Source organism: Thalassospira povalilytica (genome assembly GCF_002844235.1).
Classification (GTDB): Bacteria; Pseudomonadota; Alphaproteobacteria; order Rhodospirillales; family Thalassospiraceae; genus Thalassospira; species Thalassospira povalilytica.
The window spans coordinates 192,090-209,000 of the sequence record NZ_PGTS01000001.1; the positions used below are offsets into that span (position 1 = coordinate 192,090).

At 54.8% G+C, this 16,911-nt stretch carries 17 protein-coding genes; 11 read left to right on the forward strand and 6 right to left on the reverse strand.

Annotation, left to right across the window (positions count from 1 at the left end):
• Window positions 1-389: 389 nt before the first annotated feature.
• From uvrC to moaE, 4 genes are all read left to right on the forward strand, one after another.
• Window positions 390-2,327 carry an excinuclease ABC subunit UvrC gene (uvrC, locus tag CU041_RS00745; RefSeq protein WP_101245359.1) on the forward strand — a complete coding sequence of 646 codons (1,938 nt, stop codon included), beginning with the start codon at window positions 390-392 and terminating at the stop codon, window positions 2,325-2,327.
• Window positions 2,328-2,486: 159 nt separating this feature from the next.
• Window positions 2,487-3,737 (forward strand): uracil-xanthine permease family protein, encoded by a 1,251-nt coding sequence (locus CU041_RS00750; protein WP_228194615.1) that lies wholly within the window; start codon window positions 2,487-2,489, stop codon window positions 3,735-3,737.
• 150 nt (window positions 3,738-3,887) lie between these two features.
• A complete protein-coding gene (gene pgsA / locus CU041_RS00755) occupies window positions 3,888-4,439 on the forward strand; it encodes a CDP-diacylglycerol--glycerol-3-phosphate 3-phosphatidyltransferase (protein WP_101245361.1) in 552 nt (183 codons plus the stop codon).
• Between the two features lie 24 nt (window positions 4,440-4,463).
• Window positions 4,464-4,916 (forward strand): molybdopterin synthase catalytic subunit MoaE, encoded by a 453-nt coding sequence (gene moaE / locus CU041_RS00760; RefSeq protein ID WP_101245362.1) that lies wholly within the window; start codon window positions 4,464-4,466, stop codon window positions 4,914-4,916.
• Window positions 4,917-4,940: 24 nt separating this feature from the next.
• Here the strand turns inward: moaE and CU041_RS00765 are convergent, their stop codons facing one another.
• The 4 genes from CU041_RS00765 to metX all read right to left on the reverse strand — a co-directional run bounded on the left by CU041_RS00765 (window position 4,941) and on the right by metX (window position 7,976).
• A complete protein-coding gene (locus tag CU041_RS00765) occupies window positions 4,941-5,228 on the reverse strand; it encodes a hypothetical protein (protein ID WP_101245363.1) in 288 nt (95 codons plus the stop codon).
• A 16-nt stretch (window positions 5,229-5,244) separates the two neighbouring features.
• A complete protein-coding gene (locus CU041_RS00770; RefSeq protein WP_101245364.1) occupies window positions 5,245-6,087 on the reverse strand; it encodes a hypothetical protein in 843 nt (280 codons plus the stop codon).
• A 120-nt stretch (window positions 6,088-6,207) separates the two neighbouring features.
• Entirely contained in the window at window positions 6,208-6,864 is a 657-nt protein-coding gene (metW, locus tag CU041_RS00775; protein WP_101245365.1) for a methionine biosynthesis protein MetW, read from the reverse strand.
• A 2-nt stretch (window positions 6,865-6,866) separates the two neighbouring features.
• Complete coding sequence (gene metX / locus CU041_RS00780; protein ID WP_101245866.1) at window positions 6,867-7,976, reverse strand: homoserine O-acetyltransferase MetX; 1,110 nt, start codon at window positions 7,974-7,976, stop codon at window positions 6,867-6,869.
• A gap of 237 nt (window positions 7,977-8,213) precedes the next feature.
• Here metX and CU041_RS00785 point away from each other — a divergent pair, with 237 nt between their 5' ends.
• The 4 genes from CU041_RS00785 to CU041_RS00800 all read left to right on the forward strand — a co-directional run bounded on the left by CU041_RS00785 (window position 8,214) and on the right by CU041_RS00800 (window position 12,191).
• Entirely contained in the window at window positions 8,214-9,107 is an 894-nt protein-coding gene (locus CU041_RS00785) for a chorismate mutase (RefSeq protein WP_101245366.1), read from the forward strand.
• A 53-nt stretch (window positions 9,108-9,160) separates the two neighbouring features.
• The gene (gene hisC / locus CU041_RS00790) at window positions 9,161-10,258 is read left to right on the forward strand and encodes a histidinol-phosphate transaminase (protein WP_101245367.1); all 1,098 of its coding nucleotides are present in this window, start codon (window positions 9,161-9,163) and stop codon (window positions 10,256-10,258) included.
• Between the two features lies 1 nt (window position 10,259).
• Window positions 10,260-11,225 (forward strand): prephenate/arogenate dehydrogenase family protein, encoded by a 966-nt coding sequence (locus tag CU041_RS00795; protein WP_101245368.1) that lies wholly within the window; start codon window positions 10,260-10,262, stop codon window positions 11,223-11,225.
• Window positions 11,226-11,309: 84 nt separating this feature from the next.
• The gene (locus CU041_RS00800; protein WP_101245369.1) at window positions 11,310-12,191 is read left to right on the forward strand and encodes a DMT family transporter; all 882 of its coding nucleotides are present in this window, start codon (window positions 11,310-11,312) and stop codon (window positions 12,189-12,191) included.
• 5 nt (window positions 12,192-12,196) lie between these two features.
• Here the strand turns inward: CU041_RS00800 and CU041_RS00805 are convergent, their stop codons facing one another.
• Both CU041_RS00805 and CU041_RS00810 read right to left on the reverse strand, forming a co-directional pair.
• On the reverse strand, window positions 12,197-12,652 hold the full coding sequence (locus tag CU041_RS00805; RefSeq protein ID WP_212733748.1) for a GAF domain-containing protein: 456 nt from the start codon (window positions 12,650-12,652) through the stop codon (window positions 12,197-12,199).
• 36 nt (window positions 12,653-12,688) lie between these two features.
• Complete coding sequence (locus CU041_RS00810) at window positions 12,689-14,380, reverse strand: gamma-glutamyltransferase family protein (RefSeq protein WP_101245370.1); 1,692 nt, start codon at window positions 14,378-14,380, stop codon at window positions 12,689-12,691.
• A 134-nt stretch (window positions 14,381-14,514) separates the two neighbouring features.
• Here CU041_RS00810 and CU041_RS00815 point away from each other — a divergent pair, with 134 nt between their 5' ends.
• The 3 genes from CU041_RS00815 to CU041_RS00825 are packed head-to-tail and all read left to right on the forward strand — an operon-like array spanning window position 14,515 to window position 16,905.
• Window positions 14,515-15,309, forward strand: a complete 795-nt coding sequence (locus tag CU041_RS00815) for a GntR family transcriptional regulator (RefSeq protein ID WP_101245371.1) — start codon at window positions 14,515-14,517, stop codon at window positions 15,307-15,309.
• A gap of 43 nt (window positions 15,310-15,352) precedes the next feature.
• Window positions 15,353-16,294 (forward strand): tripartite tricarboxylate transporter substrate binding protein, encoded by a 942-nt coding sequence (locus tag CU041_RS00820; RefSeq protein ID WP_206926744.1) that lies wholly within the window; start codon window positions 15,353-15,355, stop codon window positions 16,292-16,294.
• Entirely contained in the window at window positions 16,291-16,905 is a 615-nt protein-coding gene (locus CU041_RS00825) for a hypothetical protein (RefSeq protein ID WP_101245372.1), read from the forward strand. Before CU041_RS00820 ends, CU041_RS00825 begins: the two co-directional genes overlap by 4 nt.
• Window positions 16,906-16,911 lie beyond the last annotated feature (6 nt).

Here is a 16,911-nt window from a genome sequence, read left to right on the forward strand (position 1 = left end):
GGGACTCTGTGATTCCCTTGGGGCGAATCGCAGCAGTCCTTATGCACAAGCATTTGGCGAGATGGAATCAAAGGAAAATATTCGATTTTTACGGCTGTATTACCGAATGATTTCATGTTGACAGTTATTTTTGATATATAAATCAATTACTTAACTGTTTTGCTCAATATTTGGGCACTTCACAGAAAGTTAAGACTCTCAAGGGGTGCAGGAAGAAGCCCCCCTATTACCCACATAGTTATCCACAGTCTTGGTGGACATCTTTTTTCCGCCACGATTCCCTGACGCGGTGTTGCGATGTTAATCTTTTCGGCTATGTTCCAAAGCCCGGCCAGATTGTGACGGCCGTCACAACTTTGGATGTATTTGTCTGATTGCGGAGTGCCTTTATGAAGCCTGATGCCCCCTCCGAAAACCCGAACGGGGAAGCTGCCCCGGGACGGGAAATCGGTTTGTCCCTTGAAGGTGACGAGAACCGGGGCGGGGCCGCGCGTGGTGTCGAGGCAATCAAATACGCCCTGAAAACCATGCCGGGTGCACCGGGCGTTTACCGGATGCTCGATGACAAGGACCGGGTTCTTTATGTCGGCAAGGCCAAGAACCTTAAAAAGCGCGTGGTGGCCTATACTCGCATCATGCAATTGCCGATCCGGATTGCCCGTATGGTCGCCCAGACGGTCCGGATGGAAATCATCACCACCCATACCGAGGCCGAAGCCCTTCTTCTTGAATCCAACCTGATCAAGAAGCTCAAGCCGCGTTACAACATTCTTCTGCGGGATGACAAAAGCTTTCCCTATATCCTGATCACCGAAGATCATGATTACCCGCGCATCGTCAAACATCGCGGGGCACGCGCCAAGGATGGAAGCTGTTTTGGGCCTTTTGCGTCTGCCTGGGCGGTGAACAATACGATCAACCATTTGCAGCGCGCATTCCTGTTGCGATCCTGTACCGATGCGGTTTTCTCGAACCGGTCGCGCCCGTGTTTGCTGTATCAAATCAAGCGGTGTGCCGCCCCCTGTGTGGACCGCATATCCAAGCCGGAATATGACGGGCTTGTTGATATCTGCCGTGACTTCCTGACCGGCCGAAGCCAGAAAATCCTCAAGCAGCTTGAAGCTGATATGATGGCCGCGTCCGAGCGCATGGAATTCGAACAGGCCGCGATGTATCGCGACCGCATACGGGCATTGAGCCAGATCAGATCGCATCAGGACATCAATCTTGAAGGCGTCGAAGAAGCCGACGTCATCGCCCTGCATCAGGAAGGCGGACAAAGCTGTGTGCAGGTGTTCTTTTTCCGGTCTGGATCAAACTATGGCAACCGGTCCTATTTTCCGCGCCATGAACAGTCTGCGGAAATTCCCGAAATCCTGTCGGCCTTTGTCGGGCAGTTCTATGCCGATAAGCCCGCGCCCAAACAGATTTTCCTGTCTCATGAGATCGAAGGTCAGGAACTGGTCGAAAATGCACTGGGCATCAATAACAACCGCAAGATCGAGTTGCTGGTGCCCAAACGGGGCGGCAAACGCAAACTGGTCGAGCATGCCCTGACCAACGCCAAGGATGCGCTGGGACGGCGTCTTGCCGAAAGTGCAACACAGCGCAAGCTGCTTGAAGACCTTGCTGACAAGCTTGATCTGGAAAGCACGCCCGAACGGATCGAGGTTTACGATAACTCCCACACCCAGGGGACCAACATGGTGGGCGGGATGATTGTGGCCGGACCGGAAGGCTTTATGAAAAACGCCTATCGCAAATTCAATATCAAGGGCGACATCGCACCGGGTGATGACTTTGCCATGATGCGCGAAGTTCTGACCCGTCGGTTTGCCCGCGCCCAAAAAGAAGATCCGGATCGTGAAAATGGCACCTGGCCGGACCTGTGTCTGATTGACGGTGGTTTGGGGCAGCTTGGCGTTGCGCGCGAGGTCCTTGAAGATCTTGGCATCGAAGATGTGATGCTGGTTGGTGTCGCCAAGGGTGTTGATCGAAATGCCGGTAAGGAAGTTCTTCACATCCCGGGCAAGGCACCGGTGCGTCTTGATATGAAAGACCCGGTTCTTTATTTCATCCAGCGCCTGCGCGACGAAGCGCACCGTTGGGCGATCGGAACCCACCGGGCAAAACGGGCCAAGCAGATCGGCAAAAGTGTTCTGGATTCGGTTCCGGGTGTTGGTGGTGCGCGCAAAAAGGCGCTTTTGCATCATTTCGGATCGGCTCGGGGGGTTGCCGATGCCGGGCTTTCGGATCTTGAGGCAGTCGAGGGCATCAGTGCCGCCCTGGCGCGAAAGATCTACGATCATTTCCACGAAAATGACTGATAACCTGTTGCTGATGTCTTGCTTTTTGGCGGCAGGCGGGTAATACCCCGTGTGCATATTGCCGTCCCGGCAGCGCGCTTTTGTGCGATCAACGATCTCAGCTTAAGGAAACAAATGCGATATTTTCCTTCCTGGTCTTTGACCCGGTCTTCAACAGTCATGCCTGATGAACGTCTGCCGTGGGGTGAGATGTTCCCGATGGGATTGCAGCATCTTGTTGCCATGTCTGGTGCCACAATTCTTGGCCCGCTTCTGATGGGGTTTGATCCCAATCTGGCCATTCTGTTTTCCGGTATCGGAACCCTGATTTTCTTCATCTGTACTGCCGGTCGGGTGCCAAGTTATCTGGGCTCGTCCTTTGCGTTTATCGCGGTTGTCATTGCTGCGACGGGATATGCGGGGACCGGTCCGAACCCCGATATCGGGGGCGCGCTTGGTGGTATCATTGCAGCCGGGGCGCTTTATGTCGCCATCGGTCTGGTTGTTATGGCAACCGGCACGGGGTGGGTTGAAAAACTGATGCCGCCTGCGGTGACGGGTGCCGTCGGTGCGGCCATTGGCCTGAACCTTGCGCCGGTGGGGATCAGCGGCATCACAGGTGACAATATGCACATGCTGGTGGCGCTTCTGACCTTGTTGTCGGTTGCTGCTGTTTCTGTCTATGCACCTGTTGCGTTGCGCCGTGTTTCGATTCTGGTCGGTATTTTGGCGGGTTATGGTCTGGTTCTTGTTCTGGGGAACGGTCTGGGACTGATGCCGGGTGTTGATTTCTCTGGTCTTGCGCACGCCGCCTGGTTTGGCATGCCGGATTTCGTTGCACCGCGTTTTGAAAGTTCCGCCATGGTCATGATCGCACCGGTGGCCTTCATTCTGGTGGCTGAAAACCTTGGTCATATCAAGGCGATCGGCGGCATGACCAAACAGAATATGGATCGTTATATCGGCCGCGGTTTTGTTGGCGACGGCTTGGCGACCATGCTGGCAGGTTCGGGCGGTGGCACGGGTGTGACCACCTATGTTGAAAATATGGGTGTCATGGCGGTCACACGCGTTTTCTCGACCCTGATTTTCGTCATTGCGGCGGTGATTGCCATTTTGCTTGGGTTCTCTCCGAAATTCGGCGCATTGCTACACACAATTCCGGCACCGGTTCTGGGCGGGCTTGGTGTGGCTGTGTTCGGACTGATTGCCGCGGCAATGGTCCGTTTGTGGGTTGATAACCAGGTTGATTTTTCTGATCCGCGCAACCTGTTTACGGTTGGTATTACCCTGATTTTCGGTGGTGGCGACTTTACCGTGACGTTCGGTGGTTTTGCGATTGGCGGGATTGGAACCGCTACTTTGGCTGCGATCATTCTTTATCAGGTCCTGAGCATCGGCCGGAAAAAGAAAGACGCCATAGCCGCTTAGGTAAATGACTTGGGCCGTGTCTCAGTTTTATGGCAATTGAACACGGCCCTTGTCGTCATGGACCCAAGGCTTTAATAATTGCGCGGCTTCGGGGTGCAAATCCCTCTGGCCGGAAATTGTCGCCCTAAATACCCGCAAACAGGCCTGTTCATGAAAAACCAGATTCCCAATCTGCTGACCTTGTCGCGCATCATCGTGATCCCGGCACTGGTCGCATCGTTTTACATTGACGGCCCGGTTGGCAACTGGATCGGTTTTGCGCTGTTTGCCTTTGCCGGGGTGACCGATTTCTTTGACGGTTATCTGGCGCGCAGCATGAATGTGGTTTCTCCGCTTGGCCGGTTCCTTGATCCGATTGCGGACAAGTTGCTGGTGGCTGCGGCCCTTATGATGATGGTGGCGTTTGAACGCATTGCCGGTCTTGCGGTATTGCCGGCTGTCGTGATCATGTGCCGCGAAATCATGGTTTCGGGCTTGCGCGAACATCTTGCCGAACTGAAGGTGCCGCTTCCGGTGACGGTGCTTGCCAAATGGAAAACAACCGCCCAAATTCTGGCGATCGGCTTTCTTCTGGTCGGGGATGCGTCGCCCGATATGATCCCGTCGATCCTGATTGGTGATATCTTGCTGTGGATTGCGGGGATTGTGACGGTTCAGACCGGCTATATCTATTTGCGGACCGGGCTTAAGCATCTCGACTGAGTTTCGAATTACCGGACTGGGGCCATGTCGCGCGTTTCTGTTCAACAACATGATTTTGACCCGGGGGCAGAACTGTCTGCACTGACCGATGGTCGCACCGACATCGGGGCTGCTGTCAGTTTTGTCGGACTGGTACGTGATCTTCATGGCGATGATCGGGTATCAAGCCTGACGCTGGATCATTATCCCGGCATGACAGAACGCGAACTTGAAAAAATCGCGGACGAAGCATCACAACGCTGGCCGCTTGATGATGTTCGCATTGTTCATCGTTTCGGCAAAATGCTGCCTGGCGATCGTATCGTGCTCGTCATCACCTTGTCCGCACATCGACGTGCCGCGTTCGAGGCCTGCGATTTCATTATGGATTTCCTGAAAACCCGGGCACCATTTTGGAAACGTGAAGAAACGCCAGAAGGTGAAAAATGGGTCACCGCAAAGGCATCGGACGACGCCGATGCCGATCGGTGGAACTGACGCCAGGTCGCCCCTTAAGACCCGTCAGACGAATTTCAAAATCAGCGCCACCATCGATGACAAGGCGGTTTGCAGGGTGGCTGCATCATTTACCTTGTTCCGCAAATCCTGCATGGCGGCGACATCCTGATCGCTTACGGTAATGGCACCTTGCAGCTGCTTGGTACGCAGGGTGACAATCAGTTCCGCAGCCTGATCAAGTTTGGGTTTGGTGGCGATCTTTTGATCAATGCTTGCGGATTGGTAGGTCACCAATGCCTGTTGATAGGCCTGTTCGGCGGCTGAGATCAGGGTGTCGATATTCTCGGTCATGTGATGATCCCCGGCTTTACTGTGTTGCAGTTTCAAGCAGGCCTTTGCCCTGCGAGACAAGTTCTTGCGGACTGAGCTTGTTGATCTGATCGGCAAGGGTGATGCCCTGTTCAACAGCCCCGATCAGGGATGCGACATCCAGTCTGGCGTAATTGTCGATCTGTCCCTGCAATTTGTCGCCAAGTTTTGTCGCAGTCAAAAATGCCCGCAAAGTTTTGGACTGCATTGCCTGTTCTTCTGCCAGAAGGCCTTGCCAGCGTTGCCACCAGATCTGGTATTCCAGGTCGCGCGCTTCGGGGTCGTTGCTGTCATTCTTGCGGAATGTATTAAGCTCTGCGATCAGTGTGCTGCGTCTTGTCAGATATGTCGGCGGATTGCGCGCAAAATCACTGGTGATGGTTGCCAGTTGCGTGCGCAGCTTTTCCAGTATCGGTCCCGATTGGGTAACAGCAGATGTACCAAGTGCGGAACCGGCTTCGATATTGTCAAAGATGGCGACGAATTGCTGATACTGGTTGCGCAGATCACGAAGCGTTGCTGTCCATTGATCGCGCACGGTCGGGGATATCTTGACCGCATCCGGATCCAGAAGTGTTTCGATATTTGATGGTGTTACAGGCCCGGTGAATGCAGCCATGTTGCGCACAAATTCATCACGTTGTGCATCCGCCGATTTGGGGAAGGGGGCAAACTGGGCACTGAAGGCGGCATCATATCCGTCAAAGGCGGTTTCGGTCGCCGTGCCAAACTGTGTGACCGAAAGTTTGAGTGTCTCGGCCTTCTGGCTGCATGCGGCAAGCAGGCCGATGACGGTGACAAGGGCACCGTTACGAATGATGCGTTTGAATGTGCAAAACATCTTTTGTCCCCGCGATGAATTTGATGGTCATCAGACGTGGACAGACCGGGTTTGTGATGCAAAACAAAACGCCGCAACATTAATTGCGGCGTTTGTCAGATCGGAAACAGGAAAGATGGGTTATTTGCTCAGCATGAACAGGGCCTGATTGCCAAAGAAATTGGCAAAGCCCGAATGGCTGTCCATTGAAACACGTGAACCGCTTTCATTCAGAACCATCGATCGTTCGATTTTGAGATTCATTTCATTACACAAGGCGACAAAGTCCCGCACGGTGCAGAAATGGATGTTTGGCGTTTCATACCACATGATCGGAAGGTTCGGGTTTTGCGGCATCCGGCCGCGGAACATCAGGTCAAACCGCGCACGCCAATGTCCGAAATTCGGAAAGGACACAATCGCCTTGTTGCCGATACGCAGCAATTCCGACAGGACTTCTTTCGGGCGATGGGTGGCCTGAAGGGTCTGGCTGAGGATCGCGTAATCGAACGCGCCATCCGGATAATCGCCAAGATCGCGATCCGCATCCCCCTGCATCACAGGAAGCCCCTGTGCGACGCAGTTGCGCACCCCTTCGTTGGAAAGTTCAAGGCCGCGGCCATCGACATTTTTGGTACGGGTCAGATAGCCAAGAAGCTCCCCGTCACTGCACCCGATATCAAGAACACGTGTGCCGGGCTCGACCATGTCGGCGATCAGCTGAAGATCGACACGGATGCGGTCGCTATGTGCCGGAAGCGACGGGTTGCCGGCGGCATTTGAAACAGTATTGGTCATGATTATTTCAGTCCCCGGCTTTCGGCAGCACCATCGATAAAGCCGCTCAGAACCATGTGGAAATCGGGTTCATCAAGCAGGAAGGCATCATGGCCCTTGTCACTTTCGATCTCGACACAACTGACATTGCACGATGCCGCATTCAAGGCATGGGCAAGGGTTCGGCTTTCAGCGGTGGTAAAGCACCAGTCGCTTGAGAACGAGATAACGCAGAACCGGGTTTTGCAGCCGGTAAAGGCCTCGGCGAGCCTGCCGTCATATTCCATCGACAGATCGAAATAATCCATCGCACGGGTGATATAAAGGTAACTGTTGGCGTCAAATCGATCGACAAAGCTTTTGCCCTGATGACGCAAATAGCTTTCGACCTGAAAATCATGGTCAAAACTGTATGTGATTGCGCCGCGGTTCTGAAGCTTGCGGCCGAACTTGCGATGCAGGGCCGGCTGCGACAGATAGGTGATATGTGCGGTCATGCGTGCAACGGCAAGCCCGCGCGCCGGCTTCTTGCCTTCGAGCAGGTAATTGCCCCCGCACCAGTCCGGATCGGCCATGACGGCCTGACGACCAACTTCGTGGAAGGCGATATTTTGCGCGGAATGTCGGAACGATGTTGCAATCGGTGCTGCGGCAAAAACGCGCTCCGGATAGCTTTTGCACCATTCAAGGACCTGCATGCCGCCCATGGAACCGCCAATGACAGCGAACAACGTATCGATGCCCAGCGCATCAATCAGCATGGTCTGGGCGCGCACCATATCGGCAATCGTGATCACCGGGAAATCAAGCCCCCAGGGCTTGCCGGTTTCCGGGTTGATATCCTTGGGACCCGTACTGCCAAGACAGCCGCCGATCACGTTGCTGCAAATCACGAAATATTTGTCGGTATCAATGATTTTGCCCGGCCCGACAATTTCACGCCACCAGCCTTCCTTGCCGGTAATCGGATGAACATCATCGGCAACATACTGATCCCCGGTCAGGGCATGACAGACCAGAATCGCGTTTGATTTTTCGGCATTGAGTTCGCCATAGGTCTGATAAGCCAGCGTAAAGGGACCAAACTCGACACCGCTATCAAGGCGCAGCTTGTCCGTCTCTCCCAGAACCATATGATGGCCGGGGAGCGGCGGGCGCTTGTCTTTGTTAAGGGCGGTGTTCATGGACGTTGGTTTCCCTGTCATAACGTGACTTTTCGCTAAAACCCGGTTGTGTTTTTGCATTTGTTGCCGAGTTTGCAGAAAATTCGTTTGTTCTAGCTATGAAGCAGACCCGGTTTAGTCAATCTTTTCTTTGCAATTCGGCGGCCCTGTCCTAATACTGTGCGCCGTTCAAAAGAAGAGTAGATTATGGCGTCTGACGATAAAAATTTGGCAAATCTTGACCTTGATGGCTTGCGCGGCGAGATCGACGAAATCGATCAGGCGCTGCAATCGCTGATCATTCGGCGTACCAAAGTAGTCCAGGCCGTCGGGGCCTATAAGGACCGGGTGATTGCTGCTGGTGGCAAGGTCAAGGTGCCCTATCGTCCGGCCCGCGAAGCCCGCATCATGCGGACATTGGTCAATCGTCACGACGGGGCCTTTCCGAAATCGGCACTGATCCAGATCTGGCGCGAAATGATCGCGGCGGGCACAAGGCTTGAAGCGCCATATACGGTTGCATTGTGCCGTAACGCCGATGGTCAGGATTGCTGGGAACTTGCCCGCCTTAACTTTGGCTGTTTGAACGAAATTATCGAATTTGATACCCCGCGCGAAGCATTCGGTGCGCTTGAAGACGGCCGGGCGGCGGTGGGTGTGTTTCCCAAACCCGAATTTGGTGAAGCCATGCCGTGGTGGACGTTGCTGACGGATGATACGGCAGTCAAAGTCGTTTCCAAATTGCCATTTGGCGGTCGCCCGGTCGGGCGCGGCGAACAGACCGAGGGTTTTGTTCTTGCCGCGATTGATCTGGAAGACAGTGGCGATGACCGGACTCTGTTTGTTGTCAGCCTGTCGAAAGAAATATCGATGGATACGGTGCGCAAAAAAATTGCGGATGGTATCGACGGGGCGACAATCCTTGGCTTTTCTGACGATACGGTCGCAGATCGGCGTTTTGTTCTTGTTGATGTGCCGGGATTCTTTTGTAATCGCGCCGACGCGTTCGAGGACACACTCGCAAAACAGGGACTTGCCCCTGAAAGCTTGCGTGTGGTCGGTGCCTATGCGGTGCCGATTTCAGAAGACGCACTGAGTTAACAATTTTTGGCAGGCTGCCATTGGCTGCCGCTTCCTCTGGGAGAACCTAAGTAATGTCTGCGCCCACCCCCCGCCCCGGAATTCTTGATATCGCGCCCTACAAAGGCGGAAAATCCAGCTCTGCTGGTGCCCAGCGCGTGATCAAGCTGTCGTCCAACGAAGGTGCCCTTGGTCCGAGCCCCAAGGCGATGGAGGCCCTTCGCAATACCGCTGATCGTCTGCATCGTTATCCGGATGGTGGTTGTGATCTTCTGCGCAACAAGCTTGCCGAAAAATACGGCCTTGAAGTCGACCAGCTTGTTTGCGGTGCCGGTTCTGATGAATTGCTGACGCTTTTGATCCGTGCCTATGCCGGGCCAGGCGACGAGGTTCTTTATTCTCAGCACGGCTTTTTGATGTATCCGATCGCGGCAATGGGGGTTGGTGCAACCCCAGTCACCGCGCCGGAAACCAACATGACGACCGATGTCGATGCATTGCTTGGCGCTGTTACCGACAAAACCAAGATCGTCTTCGTTGCCAATCCGAACAACCCGACCGGGACCTATATCACCGATGCCGAGATGAAGCGTCTGCGTGATGGCCTGCGCGAAGATATCGTTCTTGTGGTTGATGCGGCCTATGCCGAATTCATGACCGGTCAGGAAGATTACAGCGCGGGCGAAGAACTGGTCAAAGCCGGCAACAACACCGTGATGACCCGGACATTCTCCAAGATTTATGGTCTTGGCGGCATTCGTCTGGGCTGGTGCTATGCGCCGCCGGCAATTGCCGATGTGTTGCAGCGCCTGCGCAATCCGTTCAACGTGCCGTTGCCGACCCAGGAAGCGGGCGTTGCGGCCCTTGATGATGATGATTTCGTCAATGAATGTGTACGCCACAATGCCGAAACGCTTGCCTGGTTCCGTGACGAGATCAATGCGATTGCAGGCCTCAAGGCACATCCGAGCTATGGCAACTTTGTCATGGTCGAATTCCCGGAGGTTGCCGGCAAGGATGCCGATGCCGCCAATGATTTCATGATGGCCCGTGGCGTGATCCCGCGCAAAATCGGTGCCTATGGTTTGCCGCAGATGCTTCGTGTTTCCATCGGCACGAAGGAAGAAATGGAAATCTGCCTTCAGACCATCAAAGACTTTGTGAACCAGTAAAATGACCAACACCGCATCCCAGTCGCTTTTTGATACTGTTGCCTTTATCGGTATGGGCCTGATCGGGTCCTCGATGGCGCGTCGCATCAAACGTGACGGCCTTGCCAACAAGATCACCTGTGCCGTGCGGTCTGAAAAGACCCGCGATCGCGTGCTTGAACTTGGCATCGCCGATGAAGCTTATTGTGACATCAAGGAAGCGGTCGGGGATGCGGATCTAGTTATGATCTGTGCGCCGGTCGGTGCGAACGAAGCCATTGGCGCGCAGCTTGCCGGTGCCTTGAAAAAGGGTGCGATTGTTTCTGACGTCGGATCGGTCAAGCAATCGGTCATTCGTGACATTGCACCGCATCTTGACGAAGGCGTGCATTTTGTTCCGGGCCACCCGCTTGCCGGGACCGAACATTCCGGTCCGGATTCAGGTTTTCCCGAATTGTTCGAGGAACGCTGGTGCATTCTGACCCCGATTGCGGGCGAACCCGAAAGTGCGACCCAAAAAGTCAAAGCCCTTTGGGAAGCTTGTGGCATGTATGTCGAATGCATGGATGCCGACCATCATGATCGCATTCTGGGGATCACATCGCATCTGCCGCATCTGATTGCCTACACCATCGTCGGTACGGCAACCGATCTTGAAGATGCCCTGCGTCAGGAAGTGATCAAGTTTTCCGCATCGGGTTTCCGTGATTTTACCCGTATTGCGGCATCCGATCCGACCATGTGGCGCGACGTGTTTCTGAACAACCGCGAAGCCGTGCTTGAAGTTCTTGGCCGTTTTCAGGAAGACCTGATGGCATTGCAGCGCGCCATCCGCTGGGGCGAGGGGGACAAACTGTTTGATCTGTTTACTCGCACGCGTGAAATCCGCCGTGGCATTGTCGATGCCGGACAGTATTTCACCAATTTCTCGGCCGAGGGTGAAAACCGCCAAAGCGACGAAAAGGGCAAGAAAAAGCCCACGGAATAATATCGAGACGGCCTGTTAGTACAGGCCGTCATTCGGTTGGTGATGCGCCCCATTCTGCACCGCCCGCCGGTTAGAGGGGAAGTCATGTCTGCCACCAACCACCCGGCATTTGGCCGGATCATGCCGTTTGTCTTTGTGTTTCTCTGGAGCACCGGATTTGTCGGCGCCAAATTCGGTCTGCCATATGCCGATCCGTTTGTTTTCCTGTTTGTCCGGTTTGCGATTGTCATCTTGTTGATGGTGCCGGTCGTGATGCTGATGAAGGCAAGGTGGCCGTCCTCCTGGCGGGAAGCATCGCATATCGGAACGGCCGGTGTTCTGGTGCATGGCATTTATCTGGGCGGCGTTTTCTGGGCGATTGATACCGGTTTGCCATCCGGCCTTGCCGCATTGATTGTCGGGTTGCAGCCCGTCGTCACGGCATCGGTTGTTGGCAGTCTTCTTGGCGAACGGGTTTCGATGCGCCAGTGGGGTGGACTGGTTCTTGGACTTGTCGGTGTGGCCCTTGTCCTTGTGCCCAAAATTGGCGATGGCATTGGCATTACCCCGTTTGGCATCGGGCTGGCCGTGATGGCCTTGCTGGGGATGACCGCCGGTACATTATATCAAAAGCGTTTCTGTACCGGCATGGACCTGATGAGCGGTACGGTCATTCAATATGTTGCCGCTGCGGCCTTTGTCGGTGTCGTCGCACTGTTCAAGGATGAGCTGACCGTCGAATGGAGCATGAATTTCATTCTGGCGATGGCGTGGCTTGTGCTGGTGCTGTCAATCGGTGCGATCATGTTGTTGATGGTTCTGATCAAACAGGGCGAAGCAACCCGGGTCGCCAGCATGTTTTATCTTGTGCCGCCGACCGCTGCTTTCTTTGCGTGGGTTCTGTTTGATGAACATCTTGGTGCGCTTGGCTTTGCCGGTTTCGGGGTTGCGGCACTTGGCGTTGCGCTGGTGATTATGAAACGCTAGGCCGGTCAGGCCAGTCTTGCTGCCAGGCAGGCCGCAAGAAGCTGGGCGATGGCTTGTTCCTGCAGGCTAAACGGCTGGTGCGGGCGCAGGTAATTCATCGTGCCGACAACCTGTTCACCCAAAATAACCGGGACATTCATAACCTGATCAAGACCCAGCCCAAGGATGGTTTCGTGGTCGGAAAATGCCCAGCGAATATCGTCAGCACCGCTGCCAAGATTGATGTGGCGATCTATCAGGACCTTTTGTCCCCAAGGCGTGTCCTTTTTAGGTTTGCGACCGCCAACCGGGTAAATTTCGGGCATGGTTGACACTATGCGTTCTACCTCGATCGTGGCGGGGTGGTAACGCATGGCGCTATATAGTTCGTTTAGGATCGCGTTCGCACAAAGGTCGTGAAACGCGGTATCTGTCGTCGCCGGATCGGTCAATTGCGCAAACAGTTCGGTCGGAAGTTCCATGCTGCCTGTCTCCTGCGTGGTGGTGGCGCGAAGGGGTTAAGCGTTGACTGTTGCGGTGCCGGCACGGCGGGGATCGGCAAAGGCGTTCAGATTGCCGTTTTCATCAGACATGGCGACACAGATCCCGCCAGCCTTCCAGGTTTGTTGCGGCCAGGCTTCCATGTCATGACCGCGTGCTTGCAGCTCCGCGATCGCGGCATCCGGCAGGTCCTGTTCATAAAGAACCTTGTTCGGATAGGCGATATGGGGGGCAAAGGAACCGGGATAGGCGTAACTTGAAACGCGCGGTTCCAGAATGGCCTCCTTCAGGCCTTTGCCGCGATCCATCATATGGATAAGAACCTGTGCCATCGCCTGGATCTGAATGTCACCGCCCGGGGTTCCCATCGCCAACCATGGTTTGCCATCTTTAAGGCCCAGGATCGGGTTGGGCGTAAGGCGCGGGCGTTTACCCGGTGCCAATGCATTCAGATGCCCCGGGATGGCGCGTGACTGTGACCCGCGCGACGATACGCTCAGTCCTGTGCCGGGAATGACCTGGGTGTCTGAGCTTGGGTCGCTTGGCGTGGCAGAAAACATGTTGCCGTCGCCATCAATCACACTGACATGTGACGTGTCGGCAGAACCGCGCGCATATTCGGGAGTTTCGCCGGCGTTATTGCGATATGGGGCATTGATGTGTTCCATGTCGCCCGGGGCGGGCATCGGATCAGAACGGGTTTCCGATATCGTTGCCAGGCGTTGAGCAACAAAAGAGGCATCAAGCAAGGACGCCGGATCAACTTTCATGTAATCGGGATCGGTGACAAAGGCTTCACGATCGGCGAAAACCCGTTTAAGCACCTCAAGCAGGAAATGTCGGTCAATATCGCCATCTGGCGTAAGGATTCGCTCCTTGCCAGCCTTTTCAAGCATGGTCAGTGTTTCAGCCATTGAAATGCCCTGACACCATGCCCCGCAACAGTAAATTTCGCTGTCGCGGAACTTCACCGGAAATGTTGTTTCTTCGCGCACTTCATAGGATGCCATGTCTTCCATGGTCAGAAGACCGCCATTTTCAGCATGGAATGCGGTGATGCGCTGGGCAATTTCACCTTCGTAAAACGCAGCCCTTGCCGCGGCCAATCCGGCTTTGCGGTCACCTTTGGCATTGCGTTCGGCATCGACCATGATTTGCAAACTGTTGGCGAGATCCGTCTGGACAAAGGTTTCGCCAACGACCGGCGGTTTGCCATTGGGCAGGAAAATCTCGGCTGTTGATTCAAATCGCTGATATTCGCGGTGGCGGGATTTTACGAATTCGGAAAGCAATTCGAACACCGGAAAACCGTCACGTGCCGCCTTGATCGCCGGGGCTGCCACATCACCAAAGCGCATGGTGCCAAATTCGGACAGGGCGCGAATCCAGGCAGCCGGGGCGGCGGGGACCACCGTACGCAAAATGCCCTCGGGCACGGAATCGCCGAAATTCTTGTGGAACCATTCGACATTGGCGGCTTTGGGCCAAACACCAACCCCGTCATAGCTTGTAATCCGTCCGGTTTTGCCATCGCGCAAAATGATCGGGGCAACACCGGCAACAGACACAAGTTCGGGGTGAACAACGCCAAGTGCCAGCCCCGCAGCAACGCCGGCATCGATGGCATTGCCACTTGCGCGCAGCATTGTTTCCGCTGCTTCTGTGGCGATCGGGTGGCCTGTGGCAATGGCGAAGTTATTGGTACTCATAGGTTTTCCTTGAAGTCTTTCCAAAACAGCAAAGACGGGACGCAACGCGCCCAACCGCCGTTATCTTCATAACTGTTTCTATTCTTTAACTACGTAGTTGACAAGTCATAACTAGTTAGTTTTATGATTGTGTCATGAACAAGGAACGCACAACAAACGCATTGAAACGTGTGGCCGCAGAAATGGAAGCCGGTGATGCAAACAGCTCGCTTCCGAAATATGCGCGCCTTGCCGAAGCCTTTTACGGCTGTGTCCGTGATGGTCATTACCTGCCCGGTGATCCTTTGCCGAGCGAGACGGAACTGTGCGACGTCCTGCCGGTTGGTTTGAGCACCGTGCAAAAGGCGCTGGCGCAGTTGGTTGAGCAGGGCATCGTTGTGCGTCGGCGCAAACTCGGGACCTTTATCGCCGATTTCCGAAATCAGGTTCCCGAGGTGCACGTCTATCGGTTTCGCGATCCGGTCACGGGTGAAAACCTGTTGCCCTATACGCGGGGAATCTCGGTCGAAGAAGCCCATACCGAAGAACTCGGTCCTTTGGCCGCCGGCTTTGAAGGCGATCCGGTCGTACGACTTGATCGTCTGGTCTGGATCGAGGGCGAACGCCCGGTCTTCAGTTCCATTTTCCTGCGCAAGGCCCACGCCGAAGGACTGTCAGACCGTGGTGGTCTGAACAATTTCGACGGGGTTTCGGTCCACCGGCATCTCGCAGAAAAATTCAATCTGCCGACCTTGTCGGTCACACATCGCGTCACGGCGGGCGAGCTGTCTGCCAAGGCCTGCGCAAACCTTGATCTGGCGGCACCGCATGTTGGCCTGATCTGGGAAGCAACAGATCGCAGTTTCAACGAAAAACAAATTCTTGTGCAGCGTTTCGAACTGCCAAGGGGGCACCGTCCGATGGAAATCATCGAAGGAAAAAAATCGTAAAGATTTTGGAACCTATCACGTCTGGAGAACGAGGAGTTTGAGAATGAAAAAGGTACTGGCGGCAGCTGCAATGCTGGCCTTGAGCACCGGTTCGGCATTCGCCGCAGACTGGAAACCCGACGGACCGATCCGTCTTTGGATCGGTTATGGCGCAGGTGGCGGAACCGATGTTCAGGCCCGTATGCTGGCCAAGGAACTTGAACAGACCCGTGGCTGGATTCTGGTCCCGGAAAACAAATCCGGCGAAGATGGCGCTGTGATGTCTGCACAGCTCAAGAACGAGGCACCCGATGGCCAGACTCTCGGCTTTGCCATCACCACGACCTATAACTTCGCACCGATGAACAGCGACAATATCTCGCCCGAAGACTTCACCTATATCACCACCACTGCCGGTTCGCAGATGGCGGTACTGGCACGGACTTCGTCGGGCTGGAAATCGCTTGATGACGTGAAAGCCGCGGCAGAAGCCGGTGAAACCCTTGTCTGGGCCAACTGGGGCACCCAGGTTGAAGCCGGTGCAGAAGTTATTGCACGTAAACTTGGTATCACTGTTAACCACCTGCGCACCGCAGGCGGCAAAGGTGCCCTGAATGCCGTTGTGGCCGAAGATGCCAACCTGTCGTGGGGCGGTGGTGTTCAGCGTCCGCTGGTCGAAGCTGGCGAACTGACCATTCTGTCGTCGGCCGAAAGCACCCATCTGGTGCAGGCGCCTGATACCCCGACCCTGAAAGAACAGGGTATCGACCTTGATCTCGGCTACAAATACATCATCGTTGCGCCGAAAGGCATGTCTGACGAAGTTCGCGACACCATCGCGGAAGCGGTTGCTGAAATCCTGAATAATCCGGAAAGTGAGACCCGGAAATTCATCGAAAAACAGTATCCGCCGGCACCGGTTATCGAAACCGGCGACGCATTGCGCAAAACCATCATTGATGGTTATGCCGCCAATGTCGAGATGATGAAAGCACTGGTAGAATGAGTGCTTCCCGTCTCGAAGCGCCAGAGAAAAAGGCGCGGTGGAACCTTTGGCTGGGGGTGGGAACACTTGTTTTCTGTGTTCTGTGCTTCACCGTCTGGTTTCCCAATGACATTCGGGGCGGCATTATCGAACGTACGATCTCCGGGCGGATTGCGCCCGGAGACTCCTTCTTTCCGGTGATCCTGGCCGGACTGATGATGCCGCTTGGCTTGTTGCTTACGCTTGGTCACTTTCGTCGCGGTCCGGACAATGCCGGGGAACCGACAGGTGAAATCACGGGCGCCAATATCTTTTTCCTGGTGCAGTTCCTGTTGCTGACTTTTGTCGGGTTGTTCTTCATGTCCAATACCGGCCCGGCGCTGGTATGGGCGTGGAACGGTCTTGGCCTTGGTGTCATTTCGTCTTATCGCGCGGTTTCCACCACGTTCCCGATCAATGTCGCTGGCTTCTTCCTGGGCGGAATGGTGATTACCTGCGGCTTTGTTTTCATGACCCGGCATCGTCTGCGTTGGCGTGATGTGCTGATCTGTCTTTTGACCGTGCTGTTTTTGATTCTCGTCTTTAACGGCCTGCTCGAAGACGTGTCGCTGCCGCCCAACCGCAATCTTTAAGGATCG

Bases quoted from the DNA above. Each gene is read 5' to 3' on its own strand.
- uvrC (WP_101245359.1), top strand. From the start codon at position 390: ATGAAGCCTGATGCCCCCTCCGAAAACCCGAACGGGGAAGCTGCCCCG.
- CU041_RS00750 (WP_228194615.1), top strand. From the start codon at position 2,487: ATGCCTGATGAACGTCTGCCGTGGGGTGAGATGTTCCCGATGGGATTG.
- pgsA (WP_101245361.1), top strand. From the start codon at position 3,888: ATGAAAAACCAGATTCCCAATCTGCTGACCTTGTCGCGCATCATCGTG.
- moaE (WP_101245362.1), top strand. From the start codon at position 4,464: ATGTCGCGCGTTTCTGTTCAACAACATGATTTTGACCCGGGGGCAGAA.
- CU041_RS00765 (WP_101245363.1), bottom strand. From the start codon at position 5,228: ATGACCGAGAATATCGACACCCTGATCTCAGCCGCCGAACAGGCCTAT.
- CU041_RS00770 (WP_101245364.1), bottom strand. From the start codon at position 6,087: ATGTTTTGCACATTCAAACGCATCATTCGTAACGGTGCCCTTGTCACC.
- metW (WP_101245365.1), bottom strand. From the start codon at position 6,864: ATGACCAATACTGTTTCAAATGCCGCCGGCAACCCGTCGCTTCCGGCA.
- metX (WP_101245866.1), bottom strand. From the start codon at position 7,976: ATGGTTCTGGGAGAGACGGACAAGCTGCGCCTTGATAGCGGTGTCGAG.
- CU041_RS00785 (WP_101245366.1), top strand. From the start codon at position 8,214: ATGGCGTCTGACGATAAAAATTTGGCAAATCTTGACCTTGATGGCTTG.
- hisC (WP_101245367.1), top strand. From the start codon at position 9,161: ATGTCTGCGCCCACCCCCCGCCCCGGAATTCTTGATATCGCGCCCTAC.
- CU041_RS00795 (WP_101245368.1), top strand. From the start codon at position 10,260: ATGACCAACACCGCATCCCAGTCGCTTTTTGATACTGTTGCCTTTATC.
- CU041_RS00800 (WP_101245369.1), top strand. From the start codon at position 11,310: ATGTCTGCCACCAACCACCCGGCATTTGGCCGGATCATGCCGTTTGTC.
- CU041_RS00805 (WP_212733748.1), bottom strand. From the start codon at position 12,652: ATGGAACTTCCGACCGAACTGTTTGCGCAATTGACCGATCCGGCGACG.
- CU041_RS00810 (WP_101245370.1), bottom strand. From the start codon at position 14,380: ATGAGTACCAATAACTTCGCCATTGCCACAGGCCACCCGATCGCCACA.
- CU041_RS00815 (WP_101245371.1), top strand. From the start codon at position 14,515: ATGAACAAGGAACGCACAACAAACGCATTGAAACGTGTGGCCGCAGAA.
- CU041_RS00820 (WP_206926744.1), top strand. From the start codon at position 15,353: ATGAAAAAGGTACTGGCGGCAGCTGCAATGCTGGCCTTGAGCACCGGT.
- CU041_RS00825 (WP_101245372.1), top strand. From the start codon at position 16,291: ATGAGTGCTTCCCGTCTCGAAGCGCCAGAGAAAAAGGCGCGGTGGAAC.